At 63.4% G+C, this 17,578-nt stretch carries 14 protein-coding genes and 1 pseudogene; 7 read left to right on the forward strand and 8 right to left on the reverse strand.

The window, feature by feature from the left end:
• Positions 1-7: 7 nt before the first annotated feature.
• Positions 8-1,381 (forward strand): NtaA/DmoA family FMN-dependent monooxygenase, encoded by a 1,374-nt coding sequence (locus QFZ57_RS06150; protein ID WP_306629539.1) that lies wholly within the window; start codon positions 8-10, stop codon positions 1,379-1,381.
• Positions 1,382-1,505: 124 nt separating this feature from the next.
• On the opposite strand, the gene QFZ57_RS06155 is transcribed toward QFZ57_RS06150, so the two are convergent.
• The 7 genes and pseudogenes from QFZ57_RS06155 to QFZ57_RS06185 all read right to left on the reverse strand — a co-directional run bounded on the left by QFZ57_RS06155 (position 1,506) and on the right by QFZ57_RS06185 (position 9,971).
• On the reverse strand, positions 1,506-2,459 hold the full coding sequence (locus QFZ57_RS06155) for a carbohydrate kinase family protein (RefSeq protein ID WP_306898797.1): 954 nt from the start codon (positions 2,457-2,459) through the stop codon (positions 1,506-1,508).
• Positions 2,460-2,485: 26 nt separating this feature from the next.
• Positions 2,486-3,995 (reverse strand): annotated as a pseudogene (locus QFZ57_RS06160) (glycoside hydrolase family 32 protein).
• A 112-nt stretch (positions 3,996-4,107) separates the two neighbouring features.
• Positions 4,108-5,715, reverse strand: a complete 1,608-nt coding sequence (locus QFZ57_RS06165; RefSeq protein ID WP_306898799.1) for an ABC transporter substrate-binding protein — start codon at positions 5,713-5,715, stop codon at positions 4,108-4,110.
• 70 nt (positions 5,716-5,785) lie between these two features.
• Positions 5,786-6,745, reverse strand: a complete 960-nt coding sequence (locus QFZ57_RS06170) for a carbohydrate ABC transporter permease (protein WP_306629545.1) — start codon at positions 6,743-6,745, stop codon at positions 5,786-5,788.
• A gap of 7 nt (positions 6,746-6,752) precedes the next feature.
• Positions 6,753-7,727, reverse strand: a complete 975-nt coding sequence (locus QFZ57_RS06175; protein WP_306898803.1) for an ABC transporter permease — start codon at positions 7,725-7,727, stop codon at positions 6,753-6,755.
• Positions 7,724-8,734, reverse strand: a complete 1,011-nt coding sequence (locus QFZ57_RS06180) for a LacI family DNA-binding transcriptional regulator (RefSeq protein ID WP_306898805.1) — start codon at positions 8,732-8,734, stop codon at positions 7,724-7,726. Before QFZ57_RS06180 ends, QFZ57_RS06175 begins: the two co-directional genes overlap by 4 nt.
• Positions 8,735-8,936: 202 nt before the next feature.
• Complete coding sequence (locus tag QFZ57_RS06185) at positions 8,937-9,971, reverse strand: LacI family DNA-binding transcriptional regulator (RefSeq protein ID WP_306898807.1); 1,035 nt, start codon at positions 9,969-9,971, stop codon at positions 8,937-8,939.
• Positions 9,972-10,208: 237 nt separating this feature from the next.
• Here QFZ57_RS06185 and QFZ57_RS06190 point away from each other — a divergent pair, with 237 nt between their 5' ends.
• The 6 genes from QFZ57_RS06190 to QFZ57_RS06215 all read left to right on the forward strand — a co-directional run bounded on the left by QFZ57_RS06190 (position 10,209) and on the right by QFZ57_RS06215 (position 16,440).
• Entirely contained in the window at positions 10,209-11,561 is a 1,353-nt protein-coding gene (locus QFZ57_RS06190) for an NAD(P)H-dependent oxidoreductase (RefSeq protein ID WP_306898809.1), read from the forward strand.
• A gap of 95 nt (positions 11,562-11,656) precedes the next feature.
• On the forward strand, positions 11,657-12,688 hold the full coding sequence (locus QFZ57_RS06195) for a DctP family TRAP transporter solute-binding subunit (RefSeq protein WP_306898811.1): 1,032 nt from the start codon (positions 11,657-11,659) through the stop codon (positions 12,686-12,688).
• A gap of 91 nt (positions 12,689-12,779) precedes the next feature.
• The gene (locus QFZ57_RS06200; RefSeq protein WP_306898813.1) at positions 12,780-14,699 is read left to right on the forward strand and encodes a TRAP transporter large permease; all 1,920 of its coding nucleotides are present in this window, start codon (positions 12,780-12,782) and stop codon (positions 14,697-14,699) included.
• A gap of 3 nt (positions 14,700-14,702) precedes the next feature.
• On the forward strand, positions 14,703-15,626 hold the full coding sequence (locus QFZ57_RS06205; RefSeq protein WP_306898815.1) for an NAD(P)-dependent oxidoreductase: 924 nt from the start codon (positions 14,703-14,705) through the stop codon (positions 15,624-15,626).
• Positions 15,623-15,934, forward strand: a complete 312-nt coding sequence (locus tag QFZ57_RS06210; protein ID WP_306898817.1) for a putative quinol monooxygenase — start codon at positions 15,623-15,625, stop codon at positions 15,932-15,934. The genes QFZ57_RS06205 and QFZ57_RS06210 overlap by 4 nt, the downstream gene beginning before the upstream one ends.
• Positions 15,934-16,440: a gluconokinase gene (locus tag QFZ57_RS06215; protein WP_306898819.1), complete on the forward strand. Its 507-nt coding sequence runs from the start codon at positions 15,934-15,936 to the stop codon at positions 16,438-16,440. Before QFZ57_RS06210 ends, QFZ57_RS06215 begins: the two co-directional genes overlap by 1 nt.
• 90 nt (positions 16,441-16,530) lie before the next feature.
• Here QFZ57_RS06215 and QFZ57_RS06220 read toward each other — a convergent pair whose 3' ends face one another.
• On the reverse strand, positions 16,531-17,505 hold the full coding sequence (locus QFZ57_RS06220) for an alpha/beta fold hydrolase (protein WP_306898822.1): 975 nt from the start codon (positions 17,503-17,505) through the stop codon (positions 16,531-16,533).
• Between the last annotated feature and the right edge of the window lie 73 nt (positions 17,506-17,578).

Consider the following 17,578-nt stretch of genomic DNA (forward strand, 5'->3'; position numbering starts at 1 on the left):
GAAAACCATGACACAGCACAACCGTGCTAAATCCGGCGTCTTCACGCCGAGCGGGCAGATCCAGTTCGGCGTCTTCTTCCAGGGCGTCAACTCCGGCACCATCTGGAAGGCGGCCGAATCCGGCTCGCAGACGGACTTCGAATCGTTCCGCCGGATCGCCCAGACCGCCGAGCGCGGGCTGTTCGCCGCGTTCTTCCTGGGTGAGGGGCTGCGCCTGCGGGAGCACTTGGGCCGCCCGCACGCCCTGGACGTGGTGGGCCGCCCGGACGCGCAGACCATGCTCGCGGCCCTGGCCTCCGTGACCAAGAACATCGGCTTGGTGGCCACCCAGAACACCACGTACAACGATCCCGCGGACCTGGCGCACCGGCTCGCCTCGCTGGACCTGATCTCCGGCGGCCGTGCGGCGTGGAACATCGTGACCACGGACAACGCCTGGACCGGGGCGAACTTCCGCCGCGGCGGCTACCTGGACCACGCGGACCGGTACAAGCACGCCGAAGCCTTTGTGGAGACCGCCAAGCGGATCTGGGATTCCTGGGAGACCCCATCTGGGCCGGCGCGGCGGGTGCTCCATGAGGGCCAGCACTACACGGTGGACGTGACGCCGCGGCTGCCGCGCAGCGCCCAATACCGGCCGGTGCTGTTCCAGGCCGGCGACTCGCCCGAAGGCCGCAACTTTGCCGCCCGGCAGGCGGACGTGATCTTCTCGGCGCACCCGAAGTTGGACGACGCCGTGGAGTTCCGCAAGGACCTGGTGGAGCGGTCGCTGGCCGCCGGTCGCGGCGCGAACGCCGTGCAGATCATGCCGGCCAGCGAGTTCATCCTGGCTCCCACGGATGCCGAGGCCTTGGAGAAGAAGGAGTGGGTGCGGAGCCTGCAGATCGGCCCGCAGCAGGCCATCGCCTACCTGGAGCAGTTCTGGGGGCGCGAGCTGTCGTCCTACGATCCGGACGGGCCGCTGCCGGAGATCGATCCCGTGGTGGAGGAGACCTCCGAGACCCGCGGCAGCGGTTTCCACGGTGCCAAGGCGCGGCAGCTGGCGGACCAGTGGCGGGCGGAGGCCAAGGACAAGGGGCTGTCCATCCGCCAGTTCGTCACCTCGCGCACTGCACGCGTGGATGCCACCTTTACGGGCTCCTACACGTCGATCGCCGACCATCTGGCCGAGTACGCCCGGGTGGGCGCGGTGGACGGGTTCAATATCTCGCCGTGGCTGATCCCCACCGGCCTGGACGACATCGTGAACCACCTGGTGCCGGAACTGCAGGAACGCGGCGTGTACCCCACCGAATACCGCGGCAGCACGCTCCGCGAGCACCTCGGACTGGAAACGCCGGTGCGTACGGCGGACGAGGCTGCCGAGGCGGTCCGCGCCTGATGCGGCGGGCTGGTTTTGCTGGAAGGGGCGACGACGGCGGCGAGGTGAGTGCCGTCGTCGACCCTTCCGGGGGTGCTTCTTTGGGGACGGTCAGGCTGCAGCTGACGGTGTGGGAGCAGTGGTTTTAGGTTCGTTGGCCCTCGGGTGACGAAACACCGTGCGAGTGAAGTTCACTTTTCGTTGGGGGATTCGCGCCGGGCCTGGACACCGTAATCGCGGCTGCTGCTGCGGCTGTTCGTCCCAACTGTTCCAGGGCTGCGGGTGTGAAGCCATCGGTTCCGACGGTGAGGAGTCCCAGGATCAGTGCGGACATGTAGGAGTCGCCGGCACCGATAGTATCCGCCACCACGGTCTTCACGGCCGGAACGTAGACGCGGCTTGATGGTGTAGCCAGCAATGACCCTGACGAACCGCTGGTGATGACGGCCAGGTCCGCTCCAAGGCCCAGGATGTGGTCAGCGGCCTGTTCCACGTCCTTGTGTGGGTAGAGCCACAGGGCGTCTTCGTCGCTGAGCTTAACGACGTCTGCGAGGAGGACCAGCTCTTCGAAATTGCCGCATTCCTCGGCTTGGCTGCCGAGCAGGTCCGGCCTGATGTTGGGGTCGTAAGTGATGGTGCACTCATGGCGGAGTTGCTGGAGGATTGCTTTGACCATAGCGGCACCCGGGGCCAGAGAGCTTGCGATGGAGCCGGTGTGAAGGAGCTTGGGCGGGGTATTTCCGACGTCGAGCGGCTCTGGGTCCCACGTGATGTCGAAGGCGTAGCTGGCCGAGCCATCCGGGGTGATGGTGGCTGCCGCCGTCGAGGTTTTCTCCAGTGAGCGGGAGCCGGGCAGGAGCTTCACTCCGGCGCCGGCAAGATGCTGCTCGAGATCCGCGCCGCGGAGGTCATCGCCGATGGCGGTGAGCAGACCGGTGTTGATTCCCAGCCGGGCCAGGCCGTAGGCCACGTTGGCGGGGGAGCCGCCTGGGTGCTCGGTGCTGCCATCGGGTGTGGCGACGATGTCAATCAGGGCTTCCCCGATAACGACGACGTCCAGCGCCTGGGGCGCAGGGTTCGGCTTCCTGTAGTCATACATGTCTGTCATTCCCGGCTTTCCGCGCTTTAGGCCAACTGCGTCACGTGGAGGCTGTTGATGGTTGCTGAGCCGCCGGTCGCGTAGACGGCGAGGTCGGTGCTGGTCTCTGCCGGAAAGATTAACTCGGTCATGGTGACTTGGCCGCCCTGGGCAAAGACTTCGACAGAGCAGTGGTCCACGAAGATGGTGAGATCGTAGGAGCCGTCCGTTGTGCCCACGGGGGCGTGTGTCGATGGACGCGAAGGATTCATGGAAGTCCGTTTGGCCCGATTCCCGGCGGTCAACGACCAAGGATCCTTGGGCGGGGCGGATACCCACACGGGTTCCGAGCATGCCGTTGCCGCGGAGGATGAGGCCGAATTCGTTGGCAGTCCCGGGGGTGAACGTGACTTCGATGCGCTGGACGGCACCGGAGGCGCCATCCAGGAGCTGCGTGGCGTCGGAGATGGTGGTCCCGGAAAGACTGAATGATGGGGAGGAGCCAGCCCGGGCTGCCCAGTCGCCCAGGGGTTGCTGCACAAGGCGAAGGTTGCCGTCAATGGGTTTGAGTGTCACTTCGCGTGCCAGGGACATGGGGCTGCGCCAGGGTGACGTGGGGATGACGTTGGCGTATTCCCAGTTGTTCATCCAGGCGATCATGAGGCGGCGGTTGTCGGGGGCGTCGCTGAAGGAGACGGCGGCGTAATAGTCCCGGCCCCAGTCGAGCCATTGATAATCAGCCAGCCGGTCCGGGTCCTGGTGGCCCTGGGTGACGGTTGTGGCAGAGGTGAAGGTCTTCCCGTCGAAGTCCCCAACGAAGTACTGGCCGGCGGAGCCGTTGTTGGGCCCGCCGGGGTTGAGGTTGACGGTGAGAACCCACTTGACGTTTTCCGGGTCACCGTCCACCGGCAAGGGGAACAGGTCGGGGCATTCCCAGACGCCGCCGGTGGCGTTTGCGGGCCCGAAGCTGCTTAGCAGTTCCCAGTTCTTCAGGTCTTCGGATTTGTAGAGGAGCACCTGGAAGTCTTTGGCTTCGACGGCGACCATCACCCAGTAGCTGCCCGCGTCGCCGTCGTAGCGGAGGACTTTGGGGTCGCGGAACTCTGCCGATTCCCGGCTCAGGACGGGGTTGGCGTTGTGCTTGGTCCAGGTGTAGCCGCCGTCCAGGCTGTAGGCCAGGGATTGGGCCTGGGTGCCTTCATGGACGGATCCGGGTTTGAACGCGCTGGTGTAAATGGCCACGAGCGGGGGGACGGCGTCGGTGCCGAAGCCGCTGGTGTTGCCGCGGTCATAGACGATGCTGCCGGAGAAGATGTTCTCGTTCTCGTCGCAGCTGATGGCGACGGGATGCTCGGTCCAGGTCAGCAGGTCGGGTGAGGTGGCGTGTCCCCAGGACATGTTTCCCCAGACATTGTCCAGGGGGTTGTTCTGGTAATAGAGGTGGTAGACGCCTTCATGGAAGATCAGGCCGTTGGGGTCATTGAGCCAGGTGTTCCGTGCGGCGTAGTGCAGGGCCGGCCGGAATGTTTCGGCTGTCGTGGCGGTGGCGGCAGTCATGAAGGTTGTGTCTCGTTTCTGTGCAGGTTCAGGTTTTGGGGAGCATCCGGGTGTACGGGTTCCCGGCAGTGGGGTGGGCCGGCCTCGAGCCGGCCCACCCCACTGGTTGGAGCTAGGAGTTCTTCTTGTAGCGGTCGTAGGCCTGCTGGTAGACCTCGATCATTTTGTCGACTCCGACGTTCTTGAGCTGGGAGACGTAACCGTCCCATTCCTGCTCGATACCTCCTGAGACGACCCACTTGGCAGTGTTTTGCTTCACCAGGGAAGTGACGTCAGTCTGGATGGTGCTGATTTGCTGGAGTTCCTCGTTGGACAGGGCCACCGGCGGGTATCCGTCGTTGCCCGCGAAGGGTTTGTAGAACTCGTTGACGGTCTTCTGGCGTTCAGCTGCCCGCGGTTCCGGAGCGACGACCGTCTTGAAGTTTTCAGCGGTGTTGGCTTTCGGGCCGCCCGGGGCAACCTTTTGGCGGCGTTCGCCTTCACTGGTGCCTGCCGGAGCAGGAACCTGGATCAGCAGGCCGCTGGCGTCCTTTTGCAGGGTCTCGCCGATCGGCCCCCAGTTGGCCTGGGCGGACTGGATGGGGTCGTAGAGGTTATCTGCCCATCGCATGGTCGCAGCCGGGTATTTGTTTGCCCGTGTGATGGCGAAGGCGCCGCGGGCGATTTCCTGGTTGTTGGCCTGGCTGGCGATCCGCTTGCCGTCCACGCCTTCAAGGACCGGGACGAGGGCATAGTCGCTGGCACGGTCGGCGCCGACCATTTCGGGGATTTCCCACCAGGCAAAGGAACCGAGGTTTTCGGTGGCGGCTTTGCCCTTGGCCAGGTAGGCCTTGTCGTCCTGCGAGAAGGACTCGGGGTCGATCAGGCCCTCCCGGTACCACTCGTGCAGCGTCTGGAGAGCCTTCTTGTAGCCGTCCTGGGTGGCAGTGAAGATGATCTTGTCGTCCTGGACAATGCGGTGGTCCATGTTGTCCGGCACCCCGCCCAAGGCGGCGAGCAGGTCAACAATGTCTCCGCACCAGGAGCCGGGGATGAAGCTCAGGGGGATGGTCCTGCCGGTCCCGGAGGCATCCTGGTTCTTGAAGGCGAGCAGTGCGTCATGGAACTCATCGATGGTCTTGGGCATCGGGATGTTGAGTTTCTTCAGCCATGACGTGTTGATGGCCAGGGCGTGGGGGAACTGGACCAGGCCGAGTTCCTCGACTGAAGGCAGGGAGTAGATGTGCCCGTCCGAGGAGGTGATGGCCGCCTTGATGTCAGCCCGTTCGGAGAGCAGCTTGGAGAGGTTGGGGGCGTTCTTCTCGATCAGGCCCTCGAGCGGGAGGAGGGTGCCGCTGGCGGAGTAGGTTGCGATCTCCGTGTCGGTCAGGCCGGTGTTGAAGAACGCATCGGGCAGGTCGCCACTGGCGAGGATGAGGTTCTTCTTCTCCTGGAACACCGTCTCGGGGAGGTTCTCCCAGTTGATGTGGATGTTGGTGGTCTTTTCCCACTCCTTCACCACCGTCATGGTGTTGTAGTCCGGCGCCAGGGCGGTCTTGGTCCCGGAGAACTTCAGGTCCAGTTGCTTGCTGACGATCGGGAAGCCGGTCTCCTGGAAACCGAAGTCGGCGGAGGCGTCTTTGATCTCCGTGGTGCGGGAACCGCCGCCGGAGCAGGCGGTGAACGTCAATGTTCCGGCCAGGATAGCGCCAAGGGCGGCGTATTTACGGCTGAATGCCATGGGTCATTCCTATTCTGAGGGGGGTGCTGATAGCCCGGGGCGGTTGCCAGGGCGTGCTGCTTGGAGAGGGTTATTTGACGGCGCCGATCATGGCGCCCTTGGTGAAGTGCTTCTGCATGAATGGCAGGGCAATCATGAGGGGCAGGCTCGAGACGACGATCATGGCGTACTTGGTGAGCTCTGCGATCCTTTGAGCGGCGGCATAGGAGGCGATGTCTCCGCCGGTGGTTCCGGTGGATGAGACGTCGGACTGGATAAGGATGTTGCGCAGTACAAGCTGCAGCGGGTACTTGGAGTCGTCGTTGAGGAAGATCAGGGCGTCGAAGAACGAGTTCCAGTGCGCCACGACGTGAATCATGATCATGAGCATGATCAGTGGCTTGGACAGGGGGAGGACCATTTTGAAGAAGAACTTGAAGTCTGTTGCCCCGTCCATCTGGGCGGCTTCGCGCAGTTCGTTCGGGATGGTGTGTTCGAAGAACGACCTGGCGATGATCAGGTTCCAGACACCGACGGCTCCGGGCAGTACGACGGCCCAGACGGTGTTGAGCATGCCCAGGTCGCGGACCACCAGGTACTTGGTGATGAGTCCGCCGTCGAAGAACATGGTGATGACGAACAGCAGCATCAGGATTTTTCGGCCGGGCATGTCCTTGCGGGACAGGGCGTAGGCGCCACAGAGGATGGTGCTGACGCTGATGAAGGTGCCCAGAACGGTGTAGATGAGCGTGTTGCCCAGTCCGTTCCAGATCCGGCTGTCGGCGAAGATCCGTTCGTACCCTTCGGTGGTGATTCCTGAAGGGAAGAGCCAGACCTTGCCTTCGTAGACTGCGTTCGGGTCGCTGATGGAGGCGATGACGATGAAGTACAGCGGGTACACGACGGCCAGGATGGACAGCAGCAGGACAACGGTGGCGCCAAGGTTGAAGGCGCGGTCACCGTACTTCACCCGTAGGCTCTGCTTTCGTTGGCCGCGGCTGACGGGCCGGGTCGGATTCTCGATGGTGCGGGGGTTGGTAGTCAGGGACATATCGGCATCACCACAGGGTCGCTTGGTTGGCCCGGCGTGCGATCGTGTTGAAGACGAGCAGCAACGCCAGGTTGAGGAGGGAGTTGAACAGGCCGATGGCGGCCGAGTAGCTGAACTGCGCTTGCTGCAGGCCTGCGTGGTAGACGTATGTCTGGATGATTTCCGAGGATGAGATGTTCAGCGGGGTCTGCATCAGCAGCGCCTTCTCGAATCCAACGTTCAGCAGGTTGCCGATGGCGAGAATGAACAGGATCGTCACCACCGGCATGATGCCCGGCAGGTCGATGTGCCGGATGCGCTGCAGCTTGGAAGCGCCGTCGACCTTCGCCGCGTCATGCAGTGCCGGATCGATCGCCGCCAGGGCCGCCAGGTACACGATCATCGAAAAGCCGGCGTTCTGCCAGACATCCGAGATCACGTAGACGGGGCGGAACCACTCCGCCGAACCCATGAAGAAGATGGGCTCCCCGCCGCCAAGCTGGATGGCGTTGTTCACCAGGCCGGATCTGGGGGAGAGGAGGACAAACATGATGCCAACCACCACAACCGTGGAGATGAAGGCCGGCGAGTACAGGACGGTCTGGGTGAACTTCTTGAACTTCTCGCTTTGCAGCTGGTTGACCAGCAGCGCCAGGATGATCGGGATGGGAAAAGCAATCAACAGGCCGAGGATGGCGATCCACAGGGTGTTTCCGACTACCTGGCCGAATTGGTAGGAGTTTACAAACCTGATGAAATGCGTCAGGCCCACCCAGGGGCTGTCGGTGAAACCGTCCACCGGGTTGTAGTTCTTGAAAGCTATCTGCACGCCGTACATCGGCCAGTACTTGAAGACCAGGATGTAGATGACGGCGGGTGCTAGTAATACGTATAACTGCCAGGCACGGGAAATTCTTTTGAGGCGGAGCGAAAGAGAATTTTTCCGTTGCGGCAGCGGTGCCGCAGCTGGACCGCCGCGTCGGGCCGGGATGGTGCGGCTCATGGCATCTCCTTGGGATGAGTCACTGAGTTCCGTTCGATCAGGGGGCAGTCCATGAGCTCGACCCGGCCTTCGGGTTCCGCGTCCTGGAGGATCAGTTCGACCGCACGCCGGCCCATGGCGACGAACGGCAATTCAAAAGTGGTCAGGCCCGGCCGGAGGAACGGCGCCAATGTGGCCTGATTGTCGAAGCCCACAATGGACACGTCCTCAGGAATTGAAAGGCGCAGATCCGACACCGCCTGGTAGGCGCCCCAGGCGCCACGGTCGTTGGCACAGAAAATCGCGGTGGGCGGGTTGCTTGAGGTCAGCAGCTCCATCGCGTACCTGTAGCCGTCTTCCTCGCCGCCTTTGCCGAAGCGGACCAGATCAGGATCCAATTCCAGGCCTGCTTCCTGGAGCGCTTTCCTGTAGCCCTCGTAACGTCCGACGGCGGCGGGCAGCTCACTCTCGAGGGTCTCGATATTGATTAGCGCGATCCGCGAATGGCCGGCTTCGAGCAGGCGGTGGGTAGCTGCATGTCCGCCTTTGACTTCGTCGGGAGCGACACTCGCAACCCGCCCGGCCCGGTCCTGCGAATTCAGCACCACCGATCGGATGCCCGTTAGGGCCTCCGGAACATCCAGGCGGCGGTGGTACATGCCCGCGTAGACCACTCCGGCAACTTTGTAGGAGAGCATTGTGTTCAGGGATGCTGCCTCAAGCTCTTTGTCGCCGCCGGTATTGACGGTCAGCAGGAGCAGCCCGTCCTCCCACGCCCGCTGCTGCGCGCCTTCGATGATGGCGCCGGCAAAAGGAGTGGTGGCAACGGTGTCGCCGATAAACCCGATCATGCCTGCCACGCCATCGCGGAGTGTCTTGGCATGGGCGTTGGTGCGGTAGCCCAACTGGTCCACGGCGTCCCGGACCTTCTTGCGGGTCTCTTCCGAGAACCGCGACCCTGAAGCCGAATTGAGGACCAGGGACACGGTGGCCTGTGAGACGCCGGCGGCAGCAGCGACATCGTGCATTGTCGGTCCTGACTTTGGCCGTGATCCAGCCATGGGCACCTCCTCGGGCCGCTCGGGTAATGATTAGTTATTCGTATAACTTGCACAACTGTAAGGTGAATCACGCGGGGGTGTCAAGCATTACTTCATGATGTGCAACCTGGGCGCTGCACGCCGGCAAGTCGCCAGCGGCCTCATGCCCCTTGTTGACCGCGATCGGACGTTAGCGCGCGGTTGAAAGGATGAGTGGCGCGCAGCTGTTGCGGGGCAGGTAGTCAGCTTTGACCTCAATGCGCCGGGCGCCGTCGGGCAGCTTCCCGTGCATCCGCCCGAGCACCAGCTCGATGGCGTGAACGGCAAGCATGTCGAGCGGCTGGCGGATGACGCTCAGCGGGGGACAGGTCAGTTCGGTCCAGGGATTGTCGTCAAAGACGATGAGGGAAAGCTCATCCGGGATGTCAGTACCCATTTGGACGAGCCTGCGGACCGAACTCTGCACTTGCGCGGTGTTGGCCACGATGAGGGCCGTGGGTGGCTGACGCATCGCAAGCAGTGATCCTACGGCGCCGCCACCCGCGTCCCCACGAAAGGGCACGTCACGTATAAGCGTGGGGTCTACGGGCAAAGACGCGTTCTGGTGGGCTGCCGTGTAGCCGTTCAGCCTGGCACTTCCGGTGGAAGTGGTGAGAGGGCCCGTGATCAGCCCGATCCGGGTATGGCCCAGGCTGATGAGGTGCTCGGTTGAGCGTTGCGCTGAGTCGAAGTTCTCGATGCTCACAACGTCCACATCTTCGAGTTCCTCGATGGCACGGTCGATGAAGACCACGTTGACGCCGAGGTCGCGCAGGCGCCTCCATTTTTCGATGTTGCCCCCGGTGGGAGTGGCAATGACGCCGCTAACAGAGCGGTCCAGCAAGGTGTCCAGGGAGTCCGCCTCAAGGTGCGGGTCCTCCTGCGTGGTCATCAACACCACCTGCACGCCATGGCTGCGTGCTTCCCAGACGATCCTGTCCGCCAGGCGGGCGAAAAACGGATTGGAAAGGTCAGTGACCACCAGGCCGATCGTAAGCGCCTGCCCGGCGCTGAGTTCACGCGCGGCCGCCCGGGGCCGGTAACCCAGTTCCTCAATGACCCGCAGGACCTCTTGCCTTTTCGCAGGGGCCACGGGTCCCGAATCCGGGTTCAGGACCCGTGAGACCACGGAGACGGACACCCCCGCGGCCGCCGCTACATCGCGAATAGTAGGCGCTTTGCGCACCGCTCCTCCTTGAGACACAAGACCCTCGTCATCGTTACCTACGCCATTACTTCCACCCCGTTCGCTTTATTACGAAGGGCCGGGAAGGTGATCGTTGACACAGCTTATCAGCAGCTGGTACAAAAGTGGAACCGGTTCCACTCCGGACAGTTTTCCTTACAAAACGCGACGAAGAAGTTGTGCCATCCGGCCTGCCGGAGGTGCTTTCTTTCGCCAAGCACCCCTTAGAGAGATCCCGTGAACCTTCATAAACTCCTCAGCGAGCGCGAGCAGCAGTCCCGTCCGATCCGTGTTGGACTGATTGGCGCCGGCCGCTACGGCACCATGTACCTGGCCCAGGCCAACAACATTCCCGGCATCCACGTCGTTGCCATTGCAGACATCAACGTCAAGCGGGCCCAGGGGGCCTTCGAGCTGGTGGACTGGCCTGCCTCGCAGGTAGCCCCTGACATCGCTACAGCCTTGCGGGACCGCTCCACGGCCATCATCGCCAACGCCGACGAACTGTTCGACGTTGACATCGACGTCATTGTTGAAGCCACCGGAAACCCGATCGTCGGCATCAAGCACGCCCTGAAGGCGATCGAAGCCAAGAAGCACATCATCATGGTCACCGTCGAGGCTGATGCCCTTGCCGGCCCCGCGCTGGCCAAGCGGGCAGAAGAAGCAGGCGTGGTCTACTCCATGGCCTACGGGGACCAGCCGGCCCTCATCATGGAACTCGTGGACTGGGCCCGCACCAGCGGCTTTGACGTGGTCTGCGCCGGAAAGGGCGCGAAATACCTGGAGCACTACCACGAGATGAACCCGGACAACGTCTGGGAAAACTGGGAGTTCTCCAGGGAACTGACGGACTCGGGCCAGCTCAACCCTTACATGCACACTTCCTTCCGCGACGGGACCAAGGCCGCCATCGAAATGGCGGCGGTAGCCAACGGCGCAGGGCTCGCCCCCTCCGATTCCGGCCTGAGCTTCACGCCCGGCAACGTTGAAGAGATCGCGACCATCTGCCGCCCGGCCGCCGTCGGTGGTTCCCTGGCCCACGAAGGAAGCGTCGACGTCATGTCCAGCGTCAACCGCGACGGCAGCTGGATCCCCCACAACACCCAGGAGGGCGTCTTCGTCGTCGTCAAGGCCACCAACGACTACGTCTCCGGCTGCTTCAACGAATACCCCTGGCACCCGGACCCCACCGGCCAGTACGCCGCACTGTACCGCCCGTACCACTACGTGGGCCTGGAACTGAACATGTCCATTGCCAACGCAGCCCTTCGCGGCATCCCGACCGGCGGGCCCGTCGGCTTCTATGGCGACGTCGTCGCTACCGCCAAGAAAGACCTCAAGGCCGGTGAATTCCTCGACGGCGAAGGCGGCTTCACAGTGTGGGGCAAGCTGGTTTCCGCCAAGCACTCGGTTTCAACCGGCGCTCTCCCCGTCGCCCTGGCCCACCATGTGGAGCTGCGTAATGATGTGCCCAAGGGAGCCACCGTTGGTTGGGACGATGTCATCATTGATGACTCCCTGTCCCAAGCGCTGGAACTCCGCCGCGAAACTGAAGCGCTGATCTCCACCCCCGTCACTGTCTCCTGAACAGGTACCCCTGGCTCCAAGCCACACCCGCTGAAACCAGCGGCCGCCGTGTCTGCCGTGCAGCACCGCACCCTTCCAATGACGAAAGGCATCGAATGAACCTCAAGACCCGCGCCATCACCGGGGTACTGGCAACCAGCCTGGCCGCGGCCCTGCTGACCGGCTGTGCAGGCGGAACCCCAGCCGGCCAAAGCGGCCCGGTGGCCAAGATCCAGCTCTCCATCCCCGATCCGCTGACGTCTTCCGTCGGCGTCACCGCCCAGCACTTCGCCGACCAGGTCAAGAAGACCTCCAACGGCTCGGTCCAGGTCACCGTGGTGCCCAACGGCACGAGCTTCAGCGGGGACCAGAATGCCGCGGTGACCCGGTTGCAAGGCGGATCGCTCGACGGACTCATCCTGTCCACCTCCGTCTACGCCTCGGTGGTGCCGGAAATGAACGGCATCAGCATCCCCTACCTCTTCGCGGACACAAAGGAAGAGGCAAAGTTCCTCGCCGGCGAACCCGGAAAAGTTCTGAAGGAGAAGCTGGCGGCAAAGGACACCGTGGCGCTCTCCTTCCTGACCCGGACCGGCCGCGAGATCACCAACTCCGTGCGCCCCATCGAACAGCCTTCCGACCTGAAGGGGCTGAAGATCCGGGTACCGGGCAACACGCTGTGGACCGACTTCTTCGGCAAGCTGGGCGCCAGCCCCACCACCATGGCCTTCTCGGAAGTCTTCACCGGCCTTCAGACCGGAACCATCGACGGCCAGGAAAACCCGGTTGAAGTGCCTTGGACCAACAAGTTCTCCGAGGTGCAGAAATACGTGTCCATGACCAACCACATCAACGACGCCTGGGTGCTGGCCCTGTCATCGAAGAAGTGGGATTCACTGACGGATGACCAGAAGAAGGCGCTCAGTGCCGCTTCCGAGGAAACGGCAACCTTCAAGACTGGTTACGACGAGGAACAGTCCAAGAAGCAACTGGATGAACTGGCGGCCAAGGGCATGAAGGCCAATGAGCTCAGCGCGTCCGGACTCGCCGAGTTCAAGGCCACCTCCCAAAGCCTGTACCCGGAGTTCTCCAAGCTGATCGGCAAGGAATTCTTCGACCAGGCCATCGCCTTCGCCGGCAAGAAATAACAAGGACGGGTGGGAGCCCCCCGCAGGGCTCCCACCCACACTCCACTCTCCATAAAGAATCCCGCTATCAATGTCGACAGTCTGGAAAACCATGAAACCCACCGTTGCTCCCCAGGACTACGAGGAAGTCCTTCCCCTCGAAGCGGAGGAAATCCTTCATCACGACCACGTGCCCACCCGCTGGAGCGGCGCAGCATGGCTCGACAAGACCCTCGAATGGATTGTGGGAGCGGCGATTCTCGCGGAGCTCGTGGTCATCCTCCTGAATATCACCGTCCGCGTTATCACGGGTGATTCAGTTCTTTGGACACAGGAGGTGTCCGAGATTGCCCTGCTGACCATTGCCTTCATCGGGGGCGCCATCGCGTACCCGAAGGGCGCACACATGTCAGTCCAGGCGCTCATCATGCGCCTGCCCGCCACTTGGAAACCGTACCTCGCGGCCCTTGTCGACTGGCTCGTCTTTGTCATGAGCGCCGGCGCGCTTGCCCTGTTCGTGCCCACCCTCGTCCAACAGATCGAGGAAAAGACACCCATCCTGCAGCTGCCGGTCTTTTGGGTCAACATGCCCTTCTCGGTGGGCATGGTCCTCATCGCCTGGTTCGCCCTGGTCAAACTTCGGCGCCAGGCCTGGCGTCCCGCCATGGTTGGAGCCGGAATCGCGGCTGCCCTCGTCGCCGTCGTCCTTGTCTCCCCGCCGCTGTTCTACTATGCCTCCCCGAACGTCCTGCTTTTGGTCGTCCTCGTGGCCCTGTTTGCCCTGCTGTTCCTGGGCCTGCCCATTGCGTTTGTCCTGGCCCTCGCATCCGGAATCTACCTGTACGTCGGCGGTATTTCCGACGTGAGCGCCATCCCGATCGGCATGGCATCCGGAGCCAAGGGATTCGTCCTGCTGGCCATCCCGTTCTTCATCCTGGCCGGCACGGTCATGAACTCTGCGGGCCTTACCCTGCCGCTGGCCAAGCTCGTCGATGCCCTGATCGGCCATCTCCGCGGCGGACTGCTGCAGGTCGTGGTGGTCACGATGTACATCTTCTCCGGCATCTCCGGCTCGAAAGTCGCCGATGTCGCAGCCGTCGGCACCACCATGCGCGGCATGCTCGAAGAGCGCAAATACCCGCGCGGCGAAGTCGTCGCCGTGCTGTCCGCGTCGGCCATCATGGGTGAAACCATCCCGCCCAGCATCGTCCTGCTGATCCTGGGCTCCATCACCACCATTTCAACCACCACCCTGTTCCTCGCGGGCTTCGTGCCGGCAGCCTTCCTCGCCCTGGTGGTCATGGCGATGGTGTTCCTGAGGGCGCGCAAGCAGGGAGGGGTGCCAAGCGCCAAGGCCACGTGGCGGGCGCGGGGCTCCGCCACCTTCTTCGCCCTGCCCACGCTTCTGCTCCCCGTGGGCATGGTGGTCGGGATCCTCAGCGGCTTCGCCACCCCCACGGAGGTTTCCTCGGTCGCCGTCGCCTACGCTTTCGTGCTCGCGGCAGCCTACCGCCGCGGCAGCCGGCGCCTTCTCGGCGACACCCTGCGCGAAACAACCACGACGGCGGGCATGGTGCTGTTTATCATCGCCGCGGCGTCTCCCCTTGCCCAGACCCTCGCCCTGGCGGGCGTCTCACAGCAGATCCACGACCTGATGTCCGGGCTGGGCGACTCTCCCATCCTGTTTATGCTCTTCACCGTCGTGCTGCTGGTCATCATGGGCCAGCTCCTCGAAGGCCTGCCCGCGGTGCTTATCTTCGCCCCGCTGCTGCTGCCGATCGCCACCGAATTCGGCGTCAACCCCGTGCAGTACGCCATGGTCCTCATCATCTCCATGGGAATCGGCTCCTTCGCCCCACCGGCGGGTGTTGGCTTCTACGTCGCCTGCGCCACCGCCCGCGAAACCGTGGAAAACAGCCTCAAGCACTTCTGGCCGTACCTGGTGGCGGTGTTCGCCGGTCTCCTCGTTCTTGCCGCCGTGCCCTGGTTCAGCACCTTCCTTCCCGCACTCGCCGGCCTGATCCCCTTCTAATCCATGATAGAAACCAAATCTCTCTCACCCCTCGACCCCGGTGTCTCCGTTTCACTGCTGGGCACCGGCCCCATGGGAGCCCCCATCGCCCGGAACATCATTGATGCCGGGGTACCCCTGACGCTGTGGAACCGCACCACCCAAAAAGCTGAAGCCATCGAAGGAGGGGCCGTAGTCCTACGGCCGGCAGATGCCGCAGCGGACGTTGTCCTAACCGTTCTGCCGGACCTGCCCCAGGTCGAAGCACTCCTGGAGGGGGATGACGGCCTGCTCGGGGGGTGGGCGCAGGCAGGCGTGGTTGATCCCGTCCTGGTCATCCACGGCACCGTGTCACCCACGGCAGTCGCCGCTTTCGCCGCCCACTGCAAGTCCCGTTACGGCGTAGTGGTCATCGATGCGCCGCTCAGCGGTGGGACCATCGGAGCAGAGCAGGGCCGGCTGAGCATCATGACGGGTGGGCCCGCGAGCGTAGTCCAATGGCTTACTCCGCTTTTCGAGCTCTACAGCTCCACCGTCATGTGGTTCGGGGAGACCGGGGCCGGCGCCATCGTGAAGGCCTGCAACCAGATCGTCGTGGCGGCAACGGTCACCGCCCTGTCTGAATCGATGGCGCTGGCGAAGGCATCCGGTTTGGACCTGGAAAAGGTCCAGGCAATCCTCAAAGGCGGGCTGGCCAACTCTGAAGTCCTCCAACAAAAAGGCGGCCGCTGGATCACCGGGGACTTTCACGGCGGCGGCTCTGCCAAAAATCAGCTCAAAGACCTGCGCTTTGTCACGGAGGCGGCGGCGGACGCCGGACTCTCACTGCCCGTCACCAACACCCTCACATCGGCATTCCAGACAATGGTCACCGAAGGTCTCGGGGACCTTGACCACACAGGCATTTACCTGAGCATTACCAGCAATCGAGTAAAGGAACCATCATGACCATCATCGTCACAGCAGTATTCACGCCCAAAGACGGCGCCCGCGACCAGGTTGTCGCAGCCCTCGAGCCCGCCATCGCCGAGGTCCACGAAGAACCCGGATGCCTCCTGTACGCCATCCACGACGCGCCCAACGGCCAGATCGTGATGATTGAGAAGTGGGAGACGGCCGAGCTGCTCGACGCACACGGAGTCGGGGACGCCGTCAAGCGGCTCAACGCTTCACTCGAAGGACTCCTCGCAGAACCCGTCGAGGTCACCCGCCTGACTCCCATTCCCGCCGGCACCGCATTACAGGGCGCCCTGTAATGCCCCAGAGCATCGTGGTCATGGGGGTCTCCGGTGCAGGAAAATCCTCCATCGGCCAGGCGCTCGCCACCCAGTTGGGCGCCCATTTCGTAGACGGCGACACCCTGCACCCCGAAGCAAACGTCAAAAAAATGGCTTCAGGCGTTCCCCTCACGGATGATGACCGATGGCCATGGCTCCACCTCGTCGGGACGAAGCTGTCCACCAGCTCCGGAAACGGAACCATTGTTGCCTGCTCAGCACTGAAGCGAAGCTACCGGGATGCCATCCGGAAGGCCGCGCCTGCCACCACGTTCATCCTCCTGCAAGCCGACAGGACGGCACTGCAGGACCGCCTCACCCAACGCCCCGGACATTTCATGCCGGCGTCGCTGCTCACCTCCCAGCTGGACACCCTGGAGGAGCTGCAGAACGACGAATCCGGCCTGATGATCGAGTCAACGGGAGGCGTCGACACGACCGTCGTACGGATCCGGAAGCTGCTGGAGAGATCAGCAGCGGACTGACTGAATTCGCCTTGCTGGAAGGGGCGACGACGGCGGCGGGGCGAGCGCCGCCGTCGAACCTTCCGCTGGGACTGCTTTCCTCCGGGACCGTCAGGCTGTTGCTGACGGTGTGGAGTCCTGCCGTTGGTGCGCGACCCGCTGGACAAACTCGACCGTCTCGCGTTCCGTCTCGGCGCGGGTGGTGGGTTCGTTGTGCACCTCGTGCCGGACACCGGGGAAGACGCGGGTGCGGACGTCCGCGTGGCCCGAATCAGCCAGGCGGTTTGCCACGTGGTAGGCCCCTTCGCCGTAGTTGGTCACGGGGTCCTGGTCGCCGGCGAGGATCAGCACCGGGAGCTCCGCGGGGAGCTGTTTGTACCAGTCGTCGGAGTTGGCCTGGTCGTAGAGGTCCACGAAACCCTGGAGGAACCGCGCGCTCAGCGGTGCGCCGAAGTTGTTAAAGGGGTCCCTCCCGTGGTCGGCAACCACGTCGGCGTCCAGCGCCACCCATGCAGTGGGAGCGGCACCTTCACCAAAGCGGCCCAGAAAACCGTCGAACAACTGGCCCACCAATTCCTCGGGCGCGGCCTCCGCAGCGCGCTCGCCGGATGCAAGCCGTGCCAGTTCCGGCCGGTTGACCCTCTTCTCGATGCCCCGCATCTGGGCGGCGATTCCGCAGAGTACCAAGCCGGAAAGCTGGGCCCGCGGATCGACGGCCATGCCGCGCGCAATCATGGATCCCCAGCTGTGGCCGAACACCACGTACGGAAGCTGGGGGAGCGCCTCCCTGGCCTTGGCCTGGAGGGTGACTTCATCGGCAACCACCACGCTGGCAGCGTCTTCGCCGGCGTCGCCCCAGGTGCCCTGCTGCATCGCCGTGCGCCCGTGCCCGGAGTGGTCACCTGCCACCACGATGAATCCGGCGTCCACCAGGGTGGAAATGAGGTGGAGGTAGCGGCGGGAGTGCTCGCCGAGCCCATGGATCAGCTGCACGATCGCCTTGGGCTGACCGGTGGGCTCGTAAACCCACGCCTGGATGGTGTCCCGGCCGTTCGCGGACGTGAACTCGATTTCCTGCAGTGACATATCTTCCTCCTGTGGCGGCGCCATCGCCTGCCCGTGGTGAGCTTAACCCTGGGCATGTTGATGCCGTCAAGGT

Origin of the sequence: Arthrobacter sp. B1I2 (genome assembly GCF_030816485.1) — a bacterium.
Lineage (GTDB): Bacteria > Actinomycetota > Actinomycetes > Actinomycetales > Micrococcaceae > Arthrobacter.

Excerpts from the sequence above, each read along its gene's own strand:
- QFZ57_RS06220 (WP_306898822.1), bottom strand. The coding sequence starts at position 17,505 with ATGTCACTGCAGGAAATCGAGTTCACGTCCGCGAACGGCCGGGACACC.
- QFZ57_RS06200 (WP_306898813.1), top strand. The coding sequence starts at position 12,780 with ATGAAACCCACCGTTGCTCCCCAGGACTACGAGGAAGTCCTTCCCCTC.
- QFZ57_RS06150 (WP_306629539.1), top strand. The coding sequence starts at position 8 with ATGACACAGCACAACCGTGCTAAATCCGGCGTCTTCACGCCGAGCGGG.
- QFZ57_RS06205 (WP_306898815.1), top strand. The coding sequence starts at position 14,703 with ATGATAGAAACCAAATCTCTCTCACCCCTCGACCCCGGTGTCTCCGTT.
- QFZ57_RS06165 (WP_306898799.1), bottom strand. The coding sequence starts at position 5,715 with ATGGCATTCAGCCGTAAATACGCCGCCCTTGGCGCTATCCTGGCCGGA.
- QFZ57_RS06215 (WP_306898819.1), top strand. The coding sequence starts at position 15,934 with ATGCCCCAGAGCATCGTGGTCATGGGGGTCTCCGGTGCAGGAAAATCC.
- QFZ57_RS06175 (WP_306898803.1), bottom strand. The coding sequence starts at position 7,727 with ATGAGCCGCACCATCCCGGCCCGACGCGGCGGTCCAGCTGCGGCACCG.
- QFZ57_RS06155 (WP_306898797.1), bottom strand. The coding sequence starts at position 2,459 with ATGTATGACTACAGGAAGCCGAACCCTGCGCCCCAGGCGCTGGACGTC.
- QFZ57_RS06195 (WP_306898811.1), top strand. The coding sequence starts at position 11,657 with ATGAACCTCAAGACCCGCGCCATCACCGGGGTACTGGCAACCAGCCTG.
- QFZ57_RS06210 (WP_306898817.1), top strand. The coding sequence starts at position 15,623 with ATGACCATCATCGTCACAGCAGTATTCACGCCCAAAGACGGCGCCCGC.
- QFZ57_RS06170 (WP_306629545.1), bottom strand. The coding sequence starts at position 6,745 with ATGTCCCTGACTACCAACCCCCGCACCATCGAGAATCCGACCCGGCCC.
- QFZ57_RS06180 (WP_306898805.1), bottom strand. The coding sequence starts at position 8,734 with ATGCACGATGTCGCTGCTGCCGCCGGCGTCTCACAGGCCACCGTGTCC.